The following is a 16,458-nucleotide window of genomic DNA, read 5'->3' on the forward strand; positions in this document are numbered from 1 at the left end:
GAAATAGACGGAAACGATTTGGTCTAAGAATGAATTTAATTGTTGGAATGGTGAATTGGATGCTCTTGAATTAACTTTCGCAAGAGATCTATTGTAGAAGATAAAAAAGTTATCGACCCACGTTTTAGAGTCGAGCTTAAAAACTATTGGGGCGAGCTAAAAGAAGAAGATGCAACGCCACGCTCAAGCGATGGTCAGCTTCTGTTCTTGATGGAAATGGTCAGCAAGATGAAATCGACCGATGTTAGCCCAATCGGTAGCCGTATTGCTTCTGTCCACAATGGTTCAAGCTTATTTACAGGTGATGCAGGTGGCGGTGAATCCAACATTCGTCGTTATATCATCGAAAATGATTTGTTGAATGCCATTATTCAATTGCCAAACAACTTGTTCTACAACACGGGTATTACCACGTATATTTGGTTGTTATCTAATAACAAGCCTGAATCACGTAAAGGCAAAGTTCAACTGATTGATGCTAGTTTGCTCTACCGTAAGTTGCGTAAAAACTTAGGACAAAAAAACTGTGAATTTGCCCCTGAGCATATTACTGAAATCTTAGATGTGTATTTGAATGGTCTTGATGTTGAGCGTAGCCTGACTGCGAGGAATGGCCCAATCGGTTTGGCGTCTAAGGTCTTTAAGAATGAAGACTTTGGTTATTACAAAGTCAACATCGAACGTCCGGACCGTCGTAAAGCACAGTTTAGCCTAGCGCGTTTACAGCCATTACGTTTTGATAAATCTTTGCTTGAACCAATGGAATATATGTTTGCTGAATATGGTGATGCGCTGTACCAAGCAGGTAAGCTCAAAGAAGTAGAAAAAGACGTTGTAGATTGGTGTGAGAAGCAAGAGATTAGCTTAAATACCAAGGCAAAAGTGAAGCTGTTTGATATTAAGCATTGGATATCGCTTAAGACCTTGTTTGAGTCTGCTCAAGCAATTATGGCGCAAGTGGGTGAAGCTGAATCCAATGACTTTAATGTGTTTAAAGATAACGTGGATAAAGCCATTAAAGCCCTTGGTCTAAAGCTGTCTGCTTCTGAAAAGAATAGCATTTTAAATGCGGTCAGTTGGTATGACGAAACGGCTGTGAAAGTTCTGAAAAAAGTGGTGAAACTGAATGGCGAGAAGTTAGCTGAGCTACTTGAATATTTAGGCTGTGAAGAGGCTGATTTAGCTGACTTTGGTTATTTTGCAACAGGCAAAAAAGGTGAATACATCACTTATGAAAGCAATGCTGATATTCGTGACAGTGAGTCTGTGCCGTTAAATCAGCGTATTCCCCAATACTTTTTAGATGAAGTAAAACCGCATGTTGATGAGGCATGGATTAATTTGGATTCTGTGAAAATTGGTTATGAGATCAGTTTTAATAAGTATTTCTACCAACATAAGCCGTTGCGTTCGCTTGAAGATGTGGCTCAGGATATTTTAAATCTTGAAAAACAAGCAGATGGTTTAATTGCGCAGATTTTGGGTCTTTAAGGAGAAGCGTGATGTTCGATAAATATGATGCTTATAAAGATTCCAGTGTCCAGTGGATTGGTCAAATTCCAAGTGGTTGGCCTATAGAAAAAGCTAAATGGATTTTTTCAAGAGCTGAGAGACCTGTACGTAAGGAAGATAAAATTGTTACTTGCTTCAGAGATGGAGAGGTAACTTTACGCTCAAATAGACGTACAGAGGGATTTACAAATGCTTTAAAAGAACATGGATATCAAGGTATCCGTAAGGGTGACTTAGTTATTCATGCCATGGATGCTTTTGCAGGAGCAATAGGGGTTTCTGATTCAGATGGAAAATCTACGCCTGTTTATTCAGCTTGCATTCCTCGAATTAAAAATAGAGTAAATGTCTATTATTACTCCTATTATCTTAGAAACTTAGCTTTAGCAGGTTTTATTGAATCATTGGCTAAAGGAATTCGTGAGCGTTCTACAGATTTTAGATTTTCTGATTTTGCAGAACTTCTATTACCTTTTCCTGCTTTGGAAGATCAAAATCAGATTGTCGAGTTTTTAAATCAAAAAACATCTGAAATCGACCAAGCGATTGCCATTAAAGAACAGCAAATTGCTTTACTCAATGAACGTAAGCAAATTGTGATTCAAAAAGCCGTAAGCCAAGGTTTAAATCCAAATGTTGCGATGAAAGATTCGGGTGTGGAGTGGATTGGGCAGATTCCTGCGCATTGGAAGGTTTTAAAGTTTAAAAGAGCTTGTCAATTTATCTATGATGGTACACATGGATCATATCCACGAGTTGAACAAGGATATAGGTTGTTAAGTGTAAGGAATATTATAAATAATGAATTTGTTTTTAGAGAGGATGATAGTTGTGTTTCTCAAAAACATTTCAAAGAAATTAGTTCAAAATTTTTGATTCGTAATGATGACATTCAATTAGCAATTGTTGGTGGTACTTTAGGTAAGGCTGCAATAGTAAAGGATCTTGAGGAAGAAATTGTTACTCAACGTAGTTTGGCAACTTTAAGAACTCAACCAAGTGTATTGAATCCTAATTTTCTTTTATCATTTATTAGAAGTCCGAAATATCAGAATTTCTTATGGGCTAATGCTGGTTTTTCAGCACAACCAGGAGTGTATTTAAATACAATTCAAAATAGCTACTTATGTATGCCTTGTTCAAAAGAACAAACTTTAATAACTGAGTATATTGAAAATGAAACAAGAAAATTTAGTTATTTAATAGGAAATATTAAAGATCAAATCGAAAAGCTAAAAGAATATAAAACTACCCTGATTAATGATGCTGTTACAGGCAAAATTAAAGTGGCTTAATTCTTTATTTAGCTTTTAAAAAAAATGAATTACCAATGCATGTAAGAGGGGTAACTGTGAACAAAAATTTAAACGAATTGGCTTTAGAAAAAAATATCGAACGTGCATTGGTCGGTATCTGTAAAGAAGACCTTGCTCAAGGCATCGCTCAAACCCACTCGGGTTTGGGCTATGTTATCGGGCAAGTATCCGACTTTAATGCAGACTATGCTATTGATGAAAAAATGTTTTTTCAATTTTTAGAAAGCACCCAAAAAGATAGCTTAGATGCCTACAAAGCCTATAACAAAAACGACTGGAAACAAAAAATTCTAGGGCGTTTTGACAAGCTCATTAAAAAGCATGGCATCGCCTATATGCTAAAAAAAGGCATGGCACTCGATGAACAACATTTTCATTTTATGTACCCATGCCCATTGGCAAGCAGTAGCCAATCGGTCAAACAAAATTTTGCGTCTAATATCTTTAGCGTGACACGACAAGTTCAGTATTCACTGAAAAACCGTCGTGAAGAAATTGATATGGTTATTTTCCTCAATGGTTTGCCATTGGTGACGATGGAACTTAAAAACGCGTGGACAAACCAAACAGCACGGTATCATGGGCAAAAACAATACCGAGAAGACCGAGATGAAACGCAGCCACTGTTAAGCCCTGCACGTTGTCTGGTTCATTTTGCTGTCGATACTGATGAAGCCTACATGACCACCAAACTGGAAGGGAAAAAGACCAATTTCTTGCCATTTAACAAAGGCATAAAGTCAGGTGGCCAGGGCAATCCAGTGAATCCAAAGGGCTACAAAACAGCATACCTTTGGGAAGAGATCTTTGTTAAAGAAAGTCTGGTGAATATTGTTCAGCACTTTGTACGTTTAGATGGTACAGATAAAGATCAACTCAGCAAAAGAACCCTGTTTTTTCCACGCTATCATCAGCTTGATGTAGTACGAAAATTAATTAGCCATGTTTCAGAGCATGGCGTTGGCAAGCCTTATTTGATTCAGCACTCAGCAGGCTCTGGTAAATCAAACTCGATTACCTGGGCTGCATTTCAGTTGATTGAAGCCTACCCAGACAATGCAGCAGCGGCAGCGAGTCGTGCCATGCATCAGCCACTTTTTGATTCTGTGATTGTGGTGACAGACCGTAAGATCTTGGATAAACAAATTCGGGACAATATTAAAGACTTCTCAGAAGTGAAAAATATTATTGCCCATGCACATAACAGTGCAGAGCTGAAACGTGCCTTAGAAGCAGGTAAAAAGATCATCATTACCACCATTCAAAAATTCCGAATGATTTGGGAAAGTGTGACCGATTTAAGCCATAAAAACTTTGCCATTATTATTGATGAAGCGCATAGCTCACAGTCGGGTGAAGCGCATAACAGCATGAACCGAGCCATGGGTAATGAGGCTCTAAAAAATGCTGATGATGTTCAGGATATGCTGGTTGCAATGATGGACTCGCGTAAAAAGCGAGAGAATGTTTCTTACTTCGCATTTACGGCAACACCAAAGAACAGCACCTTAGAGAAGTTCGGTAAGCTAGATGTCATGACGGGTAAATATGAGCCATTCCATCTTTACAGTATGAAGCAGGCAATTGAAGAAGGCTTTATTCTTGATGTACTGGCGAATTACACGACCTATAAAAGCTTCTATGAAATTCAAAAATCGATTGAAGACAATCCATTATTTGAGTCAAAGAAAGCCCAGCGTATTTTAAAAGCCTATGTTGAGGCATCACAGCAATCTATTGAAGCCAAAGCCAGTATTATGCTGGAACATTTCATTGATAATGTGGTGAATAAAAAGAAATTGAAGGGTATTGCTAAAGCAATGGTCGCAACACAAAGTATTGAATCTGCGATTCGATACTATCTGTCAATCAAAAAGCTTTTAGAGCAAAAAGGCAATCCTTTCAACATTATGATCGCTTTCTCGGGCGAAAAAGAGGTTGATGGCCAAACCTATACTGAAGAATCGTTAAATGGATTTAGTGAATCTAAAACCAAAGACCATTTTGATTTAGATGAAAACCGCATCTTAGTGGTAGCGAATAAATATTTAACAGGCTTCGATCAGCCAAAGCTGACGACCATGTACATTGATAAAAAAATGACAGGTGTACAGTGTGTGCAGGCCCTATCTCGATTGAACCGAGCTGCACCGAAATATAATAAGCGCACGGAAGATCTGTTTATTTTAGACTTCTATAATGATATTGCTGACATTAAAGCAGCATTTGATGATTTCTATACCTCTACATCATTATCAAGTGCAACAGATGTGAATGTACTGAATGATGTCAAAACATCATTGGACGACAGCGGTGTATATGAGTTGCATGAGATTGTGAAATTTAATGAGCTATTCTTTAGTAGCGCTTCTGGCAGTGACTTAAGCCCTATCATTGATACAGCAGTAGAGCGTTTTGATGCAGACACATCTGTATGGGGACATGAACAGCGAGTCGATTTTAAAGTAAAGGCCAAGCAATTCGTTAAAATCTATGCGCAAGTATCGTCGATTATTCAGTTCAATAAAGTGGAATGGGAGCAACTTTATTGGTTCCTGAAATTCTTAGTTCCTAAATTGAATGTACAAGATGGACGTCTCAATGGTATTGACGATCTTCTAGAATCGGTCGATTTAAGTACCTATGCATTAAAGCGTGAGCATATCAATAAAGCCATTTCCTTAGATGCTGAAGAAACGATTGTAGATCCACAAAACCCAAATCCTCGTAATCCCAGCGAACAAAACGATGATGAAACTTTAGATACAATTATTTCAAAGTTCAATGAAAAGTGGTTTCAGGGTTGGAGTGCAACATCTAATGATCAGCGTGTCATTATTATTGACCTAGTGAAGCGTCTGCAAGAGCATCAGCACTTCACTAAAAAGTATAAAGAGAATTTAGATCCCCATACTCGTTCACTTGCTTTCAAAAAAATGCTAGATGAAATTATGGTGGTTCAGCGTAAAAATATGGTTGATCTGTATAACCTATATCGAAAAGATCCTGCTTTCCAGGATACGTTTAGCCAAACCTTGGAAAACTTGGTTGATACGGAAGAAGTTTGATTTTCTAAATTTGGTCATTGGGTATCAGTACCCAATGACCTTTTTTTGTTGGTTTTAGATATTTTGAGGGGCGTCTTAATGGCGAAATATTCAGTACATCAGCATCCAATTGATACATTACTCTCTTGGATAAAATCAGGTGAAATCGCAATTCCTGAAATCCAGCGACCTTTCGTTTGGTCGAGTAGTAAAGTGCGGGATCTAATGGATTCGCTATATAAAGGTTATCCTGTCGGCTATATCATCACATGGCGTAACCCGGATATTCGCCTTAAAGATGGAACCTTATCCGCAGGAAAAAAGGTACTTATTGATGGACAGCAACGTATTACTGCATTGACTGCTGCTGTTGTTGGGCAGTTGGTGTTAGATAAGGACTATAAAGAAATTAATATTCGAATAGCGTATAACCCAACTGCTAAAGATGATGAGCCCTTATTTGAAGTATGTAACACAGCTATCGAGCGTAATCCAATCTGGGTCAATAATATCGCCCCAATTTTAAATGGCGATATATCAATATCTCAGGCTAGGCGTGCATATATGGGATTGAATCCAGATGCAAATGAAGATTTCATTGAAGATAAGCTTGAGCAGTTAAAAGCAATCAAAAATCGTCAAATTGGTATCATTGAATTAGATTCATCTCTGGATATTGACACGGTTACTGAAATTTTTATACGAATCAATCAAAAGGGTGTAGTACTCAGTAATGCAGACTTTGTTATGTCAAAGATTGCATCAGATGAGCAATTTGGTGGAAATCGATTACGTAAAATGATTGATTACTTTTGCCATCTTTTGAAAGATGGTAGTTTTAATAAAATCATTAAACAAAATGATAAAAATTTTGCAGATACGGAGGACTATAAAAAAATTAGTTGGATAGCTGATATCAAAGATGATTTGTATCAACCTAACTATATAGATGTTTTACGTGTGGCATACACGTGCCAATTTAATCGTGGAAAATTTAGTGATCTTGTGGCGTTACTTTCTGGCCGCGATTTTGAAAATAGACGTAATATACAAAGTATTGCTGAAGAAAGTTATCACAAGTTACGTCAAGGTTTAGAAGACTTCTTCAACCAGACAAATTACCAACGTTTTCTAACGATCATCCAATCAGCGGGATTTATTGACAAAAAACTTATTAGCTCAAAGACTAGCTTGAATTTTGCTTATGCGCTTTATTTGCAGCTTAGAGCATCAAAAATGCCTGAGCCACAAATTCAAAATCTTGTAAAACGCTGGTATGTAGTTTCATTACTGACAGGGCGTTATTCTGGATCTTCAGAATCAGCGATTGAGCGTGATAGTAAACAAATCTTAGAAAAAGGTATTGAAGGGTACTTAGCTCAAATCGAGCAAGCAGATTTAGATGATGGGTTCTGGAATTACCGTTTGGTAAATGAGCTGGATTCTTCAAGTACTGTTAATAATGCATACTTGTGTTATCTAGCAGCACAATGCAAATCAAATGAGCAATGCTTCCTGTCTGGTAGTTTAACTGTACGAAGCTTAATAGAGCAAAGAGGGGATGTACATCACGTTTTTCCAAAAGACTATTTAGCTAAAAATGGGTTTAAGAAAAGTGAATATAATCAAGTAGCTAATTATGTTTATACAGAGCAAGCAATCAATATTAAACTAGGAAACGCTTCTCCAAAAGTGTATATGGAAAAAATCCAAAATGATATTAAGTTGGATAAGAATGAAATAACTTCTCTGAAAAGTATTGAAGGTTTAGACCTGAATTTACAGACTCATTGCATACCACGTAATTTAAACCAGTTAGATGCTGATCAATATACTGAATTTTTGAATGAGCGTCGTAAGCTCATGGCACAAAAAATTAAGGAATTCTATAAAGGTCTATAATTCTTATAGATGGTTACAGGCTGTGCTTCATGCACAGCCTATTCTCTTTCTGAGGTTGATGGGTAAATATGGGTAATAGATGGTGGGTAATATTGTTTTAACTTCATGTTTAAATTAAATTTTAAATATGAGTTGTTTTGTCACCATCTCAATCTTGCTCTTATCAACTTATTGACTTTTATTAAGAGAAATACAATTAAAAAAAGTCCTTAAGATATTCAGTTTGTTAGATGATGGATATTCCTAAGGTGAGTTGTGAATCCGAGAAGATGCTTTAGCTTATTTTTTAATGATCTTTATGCACCTATACAGCTGAGAAATTTCAATTATTAAAAGTTGGCGCGCAGGTTTTAATATAAGCTAATGAAATACAAAAGGCTCCGACAAACCCGGTACGATTCAAGAAAAGAAAAAACCCGCTCAATAACTTGAAGGGGCTGTTAGTGCCGGAAGAATTTCGGCTAGGAGAGAAATAATTTTTTTCAAGAAAAAAATCTGTTTAACTCTCCCAAATTAAACAGATCAATTTATAGTGTATCAATAATTATTTTCACCTAAATATAAAATCAAATTATTTCAATATGATGAAAAAATAATTTATTTTTTTGTTAAATATCAATTAACCTTTTTTACATCATGAAGACTAAATAAAGACATTAAGAAGCGGGGCATTTATATATTCATAATAGACTCTTGCGTTAGTCAAAATTTAAACAAAAAAAGGTATATTTTATAAGGTTTTAGCTAATTCAAAAAATAGGTAAAACGATACATTCACAAGAGGTCTAATGATTTTGAATAGTGTTTAAGATTCAAAATAGCTTAGTTTTCATACATGATGACACTATGAATAACAGTCTCAGTGAAATCGCTTTTCTAGAAATTTTCTCATTAAGCCCCTCAAGTTGTCTCGGTTTAAATTAACGTTGTCCCTTTCTTCTAAACTCAGATAAAAGTCTAAATATTACCCACATGAAATAACAATACAATACGATGTCATAAAAATGTCATGAAGCAGTCACAGAATACTTAATTGAATAAAATTAAATTCTTAGCCTTCTTGCAGAATTAATCATTTTTTATTTACGAAGAATTAATTAACCTCTTTCAAAGGCTTTAAAAGAATTTTTATTAGCTTCCTTCAGCGCTGCAATCTAACTTTATAAGAGCCATAAATGACTGCTTTAAATGTGCCTTCAAATTCTTCCATACATACATTAAAAACTTATATTAATCGGGACCTTTCCTTACTTGAATTTCATAAGCGAGTATTGGCACAGGCGAAAGATACTGAATATCCTTTACTTGAACGACTCAATTTTTTAATTATTTTTTCAAGTAATCTGGATGAATTTTTTCAAATACGAGTTGCCAGTTTAATGCAACAAATTGAACTTTCAGATCATGCTAGAACTCATCCAGATGACTTACTACTCTCAGATATAGTCACCACCATTTCCAAACTTGCACACGAAGCTGTCGAAGAACAGTATAAAATTCTTAATTATAATCTCTTACCACAACTGCAAGGACATGGCGTTCATTTCATTCAGTATGGTGACATCCTTGAAAAACATAAAGAATGGATTAAAAATTATTTTCATCATGAAGTTCAACCTGTGGTCACGCCTATCAGTCTAGACCCCGCACACCCTTTTCCTCGTTTAGCCAATAAAAGCTTAAATTTTATTGTCACTTTGGAAGGCAACGATGCCTTTGGACGAAAAATTAATTTAGCGATTGTTCCAGCACCACGATCATTACCTAGATTAGTGAAGTTACCTAAAAATATTTCTGGTGAGGATGAACACTACATTCTACTTTCAGCCATTATTCAGCAACATCTTCATGAATTATTTCCAGGGGTGACCACCACTGGATGTTATCAATTTCGGGTCACACGTAATGCAGATTTAACTATCTCAGAAGATGTTGAAGACTTAGCAATTGCCTTAAAAGATGAACTATCCTCACGACGCTTTGGTCGGGCTGTAAGACTTGAGGTGACTAAAAATTGCCCTGAAAATATTATTGATTATTTACTTGGACAATTTGATCTTAAGCAAGAGCAACTCTATCGTATTGATGGCCCGCTTAATCTGGCGCGCTTTATATCGAACTTTAATTTGCCTGAGTTACGTTTTCCTTCCCATGTACAAAAATTACCGAAAGTGTTGTATGGGAAAAAATCCATATTTGAGGTATTAAAAACCGAAGATGTTTTATTACATCACCCTTTTCACCCTTTTCACCCTTTTCACCCTTTTCACCCTTTTCACTCTTTTGCTCCGGTCATTAAGCTACTGAAAGAGGCAGCCCGTGATCCACATGTGTTAGCCATAAAACAAACCCTTTATCGTAGTGGTGTAGATTCTGAAATTGTGCAAGTCCTTGCTGAAGCAGCACGAAATGGTAAGGAAGTCACAGCAGTGATTGAATTACGTGCTCGCTTTGATGAGGAGTCAAATATCGAAGTTGCCAATCTATTACAAGAAGCTGGGGCGGTTGTTGTATATGGGATCGTTGGTTATAAAACCCACGCCAAAATGATTCTGATCGTGCGTCGTGAAGTAGACAAGATTAAACGTTATGTTCATTTAGGCACAGGTAACTATCATGCAATGAATGCCAAAATCTATACTGATTATGGACTACTGACCAGTGATGCTGATATTTGTGAAGATGTCCATAAAGTCTTCCAGGAGCTCACAGGCATGGGGAAAATGGTCAAATTGAAAAAACTTTTTCATGCACCATTTACTCTGCATTCTCAATTGATTGAACTCATTGGAAATGAAACTGAAAATAGCAAAGCGGGCAAAAAAGCGCAGATTATTATTAAAATCAATGCCTTAACTGAATCTCAACTAATTGATGCTCTGTATAGAGCGTCTCAAGCGGGCGTTCAAATCGATTTGATTATCCGTTCAATTTGCTGCTTACGCCCACAAGTGAAAGGACTTTCTGAAAATATTCGAGTCCGCTCAATTGTGGGACGTTTTTTAGAACATACCCGGGTTTATTATTTTTACCATCAGGGTGAAAGTAAACTTTTTTGCGCCAGTGCAGATTGGATGGGGCGTAATTTATTCTCTCGCATCGAGACCTGTTTCCCAATCGAAGATAAAAAACTTCGTAAACAAATTCTGGAAGAGGGCTTAATGAATTATCTTCAAGATAATCGGCGTGCATGGGAATTACAAGCCGATGGTACCTGGATACAATGTCAGGCTGGCAATGGACAGGCGGTCCATATTGCCCAGCAACAATTAATGAATCAAATTATTTAACGAAAAATTTCAAGTCATTGTATAAATGACAATCATTTGCAATGATTTAAACTTATTTTAACTAAACTGTAACAATACAACCCTAAAGTAAAAATCAAGTGGGAATGAGTCAATTACATGAATGATATCAGTGTTAAAAAGATCAACAAATTAATTGAACAGTTCGAAGAAGAAGGCAATAAAACACAAGCGCTTGAAATAGGTTATAAAACATATGCCATGCTTATGTCTGATCAGAAATTTGCTGATAAAGTGACAAAATCAGCAGAAAATTCTGAAGAGCGACTTTATAAATCGATAAAAATAAAACTTATTCCTGAGAAACATCATTTTAAAATAAAGTAAGAAGTACCAAACTTATAAAATACGATAAGTGACCGTCACATGACGCATAAGTTGTCATTGATAAAAAACCGCCATTATTGGTGGTTTTTTTATAGCAAAATAAATAGTTTTATATTTCAAAGTTATGTTCATCATTTAAAGAGAAATATAATTATTTAAGGGGCTGTAGTAGAAGTGACTATAACCCCAAACGGCCATCTCTTGATTTACCTTGCTCTAGACTCTGCTCAACCTTGGCATTTAGATCAATACCCATAATTAAGGGACCATGATCACAAGAGAGATATTTTGGTGTTTTTTTAGGAAGGTGGTGATAGTCCAGCCCACTAGAGGTAGCTCACTTAGAATGTAACTAGGCTACTCCAACGCTTAAATGCTCTTTTAAAATTATGTATGTCATTAATATTTAAATAGTTTGCTATTTGCTCATCACTATAATGATGTAATTCTTTTAATTGTATTGATGTGAATAATCTAGCTTGGTCTAATAGTTGCTGATAACTAGTATGATGTTTATGTAATCTTCTTTTAAAACTAGCAATACTCATTTGAAAATATTCAGCACATTCCTCAAGATTCGGTACTTGATGAATATTACGAATAAGAAAATTATAAACTTTTTGAAGAAAACTCTGTTCTAATCCTAACTGTTGTTGTACCAAATTAGCTTGTCGATAATAAGCTTGACGCATTGCACTAGTTTGATAACTCTGTTTTTGTTGGCTCTCACAAATATCGATATGCATGGCATTGACAAGGGTGTTAAACTTAATGTCATCTCCAAGATGTTCCCAAAATTGTTCGATAAATTTTGGCTCGTCACCCACAAAACTATAAGTAATATTCAATTCCTCTTGCATGCTATTCATCAAAATAGCCCTAAGGGCGGTCATAGCACTAATTGCTAAATAATTAGCATGGATCTCCTGATTATTTAACCAAAATAGAATGATCTTTTTTTCCGAATAAAATGCAACGGGAATGCACCATGGGGTTAGGAATATATGAAATTCAACATAGCGTTGTACGGCTTCTTTTATATTCTGACTGTAGGCAATTGCATTTAAGGCAGGGTGAGTTAAAGTTTCAATATAACGTTGCCCAAACAGAAATTGAACTTCCGGATGGGTAATACTCTCATGCATATTTCGTATCATTTGTATCAGTTGTTCTAAACTTACAGCATGATTCTCTGTGATCAAACTCTCAAGAAAAACGGGCGTTCCCTTTAAAATAATATTGGGATTTACACCGTATTGCTCAGCCAAATCAATCAATAATGCAGGGGCCAGATATGTGGGTAAAATCAATTGATCGTTTTGATAGCTCATACCGAAACCTTTACATTTTTTAGCTTTCGATGCTGCTGACTTTTGATTTGTTTATATAGTTTTTGAATTTCTACAGCTGGATTTTCTTGATGTACTTGACTAATGCTATAGCTGCAATCTATTTTAAATTTATGAAAATCTTCAGATGTATAAAATATTTGTGACTGAATACATTTTTGTAATTCTCTAGCCATCATTTCGACTTGTAGTTCTGTCAAATCAATTAACATCAAAATAAACTTATCTCCTGCTAAACGACAAACTAAGTCACAAGGTCTTATGTTCATACTTATCGTCTGAGCAATCATAGATAGCACTTGATTACCTGATTCAAAACCAAATTGTCTATTGATCAAAGTTAAATTCTTTAGATTGATCATCATCAGATGTATGCTTTTTTCTGAATTATTTTGCTGACTTATTTCATATTGTAATTGTTGTTTAAAGTATTGAGCATCTGCCAAGGGGGTAATTGCATCAAATAAACGATGATCCCGAAATACATGCTCTTTAGTTTGTAGCTTTTTGGACAATACCAATTGTTCTTTGTGCCAGTTAATCATAGCTGCAGTAAGTACAACAAAGCCTATCGGTGTAGTAAAAGATTCTAATAAATCATCCCAAATCAGTGTTTTGGGTATTGATATAAATTCATCCAATACATCCATCCATAAAGCTAAAAATACACATACCAGACCCCAGTAAAAATAGCTCGTCACATATCCTCTCGGGCGACTTTTAAGAATGAGATAAATCCATAATAAAACGAGTATACAGGCCAGCCCCTCTCCAAGAATATCAATGACCTGAATTTCATTTTGAGTTTTGAAACTACCAAAAAAAATAAATGAAGCTAAGCAGATCAGAGCAACAGTGATAATCAATAAAAAGTGTCGTGGATAGTGTAGAAAGGGTTTTAACATAGCAGGGGTGTGGTTATTGTTTTGATAAAGCTAATCAGCATTCTATGACAGTTTCATTGCAAATATATTTTCTTCCACTTTTCAAATTAGCTCACTATAAATATCAAAAATCTACTTAACTCCCTTTTAATTCTATAATTCACATTCACTTAGTTCAGTCTACTTGAGCAATGAAAGATATAGTCCCATCAAATTAGCTCAAAATGATCTAAAAAGTTAATTCTCTGATTTTTAGATTTTTTTCCTGTCATCATTCAGTCATTATGCATATTTAAGGTGCTCAACAAACAGCCGTTGCGCTATTTGGGGAAATAACAAATGAGCACTCATCGCAGTAAGAAAAAAACACCTTTCACTTTTAAAGTCACTACCTTAGTTTTATGTATAACAGCTATTGGTCAAAGTATGGCTGCAGAAACAAAAACTGAATATGTTCGTGTTGTAGGTCAAGCAGCAAGTATTAATGAAGCCTTGAAAGAACAACGAAAATCAAACTCTATAGCTAGTGTAGTACATGCCGATGCTATTGCGAAGCTGCCAGATGACAACGCTGCTGAAGCACTACAACGTATTCCTGGTGTTTCTACAGAACGTGACCAAGGTGAAGGTCGTTTTGTGACTGTGCGAGGTTTAGGAGCTGATCTGAATACCGTCACTATTAACGGCACCTTAGTCCCAGCACCAGAAGCAGGACGTCGTGGAGTTGCGCTAGATGTATTGCCAGCAGAACTTGTACAGTCATTAACTGTTGTTAAAACTTTGACCCCAGATATGGATGCAAATTCACTTGGTGGAACAATTGAGGTAGAGAGTTTATCTGCTTTTGATCATGACGGTCTGTTCTATACTGCTGCGGTTGAAGGTGGTTATGATGATAAACGTGAAGAGTATAGTCCTAAAGTTTCAGGCGCGGTCAGTCAAAAGTTTAGTCTAGGTTCGGGTACTGACAATCTTGGTATTGCGGCAGCACTAAGTTGGCAAGAGCGCACTTTTGGCTCAGATAACGTTGAAACAGGTGGAGCATGGGACGATCACCTGTTAGAAGAAACTGAACTGCGTCAATATGATATTGAACGTGAGAGACTTGGTGCCGGACTAAATTTTGACTATCGTCCAAATAAGAACAGTGAATACTATTTACGGACATTGTATAGCCGCTTTAAAGACAATGAAACGCGTCAAGGTATGGGTGTTGAGTTTTCAGACCCATTGGCAATGCATACTCCAAGTGATGCAGAGGTAGTTCGCAGTTTAAAAGAACGTGAGGAAACTCAGGAAATCAAATCTTTTGTACTAGGTGGCAAAAATCGTTTTGACCAATGGACACTAGAAACACAAGTGGGCTACAGTGAAGCATCAGAAAAGAATCCTGGTGGGATTGCTGAAGCAGGGTTTGCAGGTGAGTTTGAGGATGTAGAGTACACAAGTACACGTATCCCCGTGGTTAAAGGTAATGCTAGCTTGTATGATCCGGCACAGTATGAGCTTGATGAAGTAGAATGGGAAAAAAGTACTGCCAAAGATAAAGAGAAAAATGCCAAGTTTGATCTTAGCCGAGACTATTTGATCAAAGATTATGCTTCTGTTTTTAAATTTGGTGCAAAAGTCAGTCAGCGAACTAAAACGAATAATACAGATATCTGGAAAGTAGAGGATTTACAAACTTTACCTGCACATTTTGGACAAAATGGTCACTATGAACTTGCACAGTTCGGCCCAACGTTGTCTAGTGCTCCAATCCATAATCAACTGGCTCAATTGAACCTAGAAGATTGGGTTGATGATGAAGAATCCGTAATTAATGACTATAAAAGCTCCGAAGATATTCATGCGGCATATTTCATGAATACAATTGATTTTGATCGTTTACGCGTCATTGCGGGTTTACGCTATGAAGATACTGCTTTTGAAACTCAAGGCTATCGAATCCTAGATGGGGAAACCACCAATATTTCTACCAAAAATGATTATGATCATTGGTTACCAAGTTTACATTTTAAATATCAGTTAAGTGCAGATGCCATTCTAAGAGCAGCATGGACCAATACCGTGGTACGTCCGAACTTCGAACAGTCACGACCAGGTATTTACATTGATGGCGATGAAGCTGAGTTTGGTGATCCAAATCTCAAGCCACTTGAAGCCTCAAATTTTGATTTAGGTGTAGAGAAATACTTGGGTGATGCCAGCATTATTTCCATGAATGCATTTTATAAAGATATTGAGCACTTTATTTATAACTCCAATGTAGCAGGTACAGGGGACTGGGCTAATTTTGATGAGGCACTAACTTTCAAAAACGGCTCATCTGCTAAAATTTATGGTGTAGAACTGGGTTATAGCCAAAAATGGAACAACTTTATCTTTGGCTTAAATAGTACTTTCAGCCGTGCTAAAGCAGATATTGATGGCATGGTAGATGGTGAACTAATGACCAGAACCATTAACTTTCCACACCAATCCAAAGTTGTAGGCAATGCCATGATTGGTTGGGAAAATGATCTGTTCGGCCTACGTCTTGCGGCCAACTATAAATCACGTTATCTCAATGAAGTTTCGGATGTCGATGATCCTGAGAAAGATTTATATACCGATGATCAAGTATTTCTTGATTTTAGTGGACATGTGAATTTTAACAAAAATATGCAACTGTTCTTTAATGCTCAGAATCTTACTGATGAAGTGTATTACAACTATAACAGCAACCGTAATTATAACGCTCAATATGAAGAATACGGTCCAAGCTATAAAGTTGGTCTGAAATTCACACACTTCTAAGCCTTTAGCTCACC

At 36.3% G+C, this 16,458-nt stretch carries 9 protein-coding genes; 7 read left to right on the forward strand and 2 right to left on the reverse strand.

From position 1 onward, the window contains the following. The first annotated feature begins 111 nt into the window (after nucleotides 1-111). From NI466_RS11730 to NI466_RS11755, 6 genes are all read left to right on the forward strand, one after another. Entirely contained in the window at nucleotides 112-1,491 is a 1,380-nt protein-coding gene (locus NI466_RS11730; RefSeq protein WP_354268455.1) for an HsdM family class I SAM-dependent methyltransferase, read from the forward strand. An 11-nt stretch (nucleotides 1,492-1,502) separates the two neighbouring features. Next, nucleotides 1,503-2,807, forward strand: coding sequence for a restriction endonuclease subunit S domain-containing protein (locus NI466_RS11735; protein ID WP_253173676.1), 1,305 nt, complete (start codon nucleotides 1,503-1,505; stop codon nucleotides 2,805-2,807). Nucleotides 2,808-2,863: 56 nt separating this feature from the next. Next, the gene (locus NI466_RS11740; protein WP_253173677.1) at nucleotides 2,864-5,896 is read left to right on the forward strand and encodes a type I restriction endonuclease subunit R; all 3,033 of its coding nucleotides are present in this window, start codon (nucleotides 2,864-2,866) and stop codon (nucleotides 5,894-5,896) included. A gap of 78 nt (nucleotides 5,897-5,974) precedes the next feature. Further along, nucleotides 5,975-7,777 carry a GmrSD restriction endonuclease domain-containing protein gene (locus NI466_RS11745; protein WP_253173678.1) on the forward strand — a complete coding sequence of 601 codons (1,803 nt, stop codon included), beginning with the start codon at nucleotides 5,975-5,977 and terminating at the stop codon, nucleotides 7,775-7,777. Nucleotides 7,778-8,952: 1,175 nt separating this feature from the next. Continuing rightward, entirely contained in the window at nucleotides 8,953-11,067 is a 2,115-nt protein-coding gene (ppk1, locus tag NI466_RS11750; RefSeq protein ID WP_253173679.1) for a polyphosphate kinase 1, read from the forward strand. Between the two features lie 117 nt (nucleotides 11,068-11,184). Beyond that, nucleotides 11,185-11,412 (forward strand): hypothetical protein, encoded by a 228-nt coding sequence (locus tag NI466_RS11755; protein ID WP_004646177.1) that lies wholly within the window; start codon nucleotides 11,185-11,187, stop codon nucleotides 11,410-11,412. Between the two features lie 341 nt (nucleotides 11,413-11,753). Here NI466_RS11755 and NI466_RS11760 read toward each other — a convergent pair whose 3' ends face one another. Both NI466_RS11760 and NI466_RS11765 read right to left on the reverse strand, forming a co-directional pair. Beyond that, a complete protein-coding gene (locus NI466_RS11760) occupies nucleotides 11,754-12,743 on the reverse strand; it encodes a helix-turn-helix transcriptional regulator (protein WP_004646179.1) in 990 nt (329 codons plus the stop codon). Beyond that, entirely contained in the window at nucleotides 12,740-13,627 is an 888-nt protein-coding gene (locus NI466_RS11765; RefSeq protein WP_228127475.1) for a GGDEF domain-containing protein, read from the reverse strand. The genes NI466_RS11760 and NI466_RS11765 overlap by 4 nt, the downstream gene beginning before the upstream one ends. A gap of 357 nt (nucleotides 13,628-13,984) precedes the next feature. On the opposite strand from NI466_RS11765, the gene NI466_RS11770 reads away from it, so the two are divergent. After that, on the forward strand, nucleotides 13,985-16,444 hold the full coding sequence (locus NI466_RS11770; protein WP_253173680.1) for a TonB-dependent receptor: 2,460 nt from the start codon (nucleotides 13,985-13,987) through the stop codon (nucleotides 16,442-16,444). The last annotated feature ends 14 nt before the right edge of the window (nucleotides 16,445-16,458 follow it).

Source organism: Acinetobacter lwoffii (assembly GCF_024129595.1).
In the GTDB taxonomy this organism is placed as follows: Bacteria; Pseudomonadota; Gammaproteobacteria; order Pseudomonadales; family Moraxellaceae; genus Acinetobacter; species Acinetobacter lwoffii_O.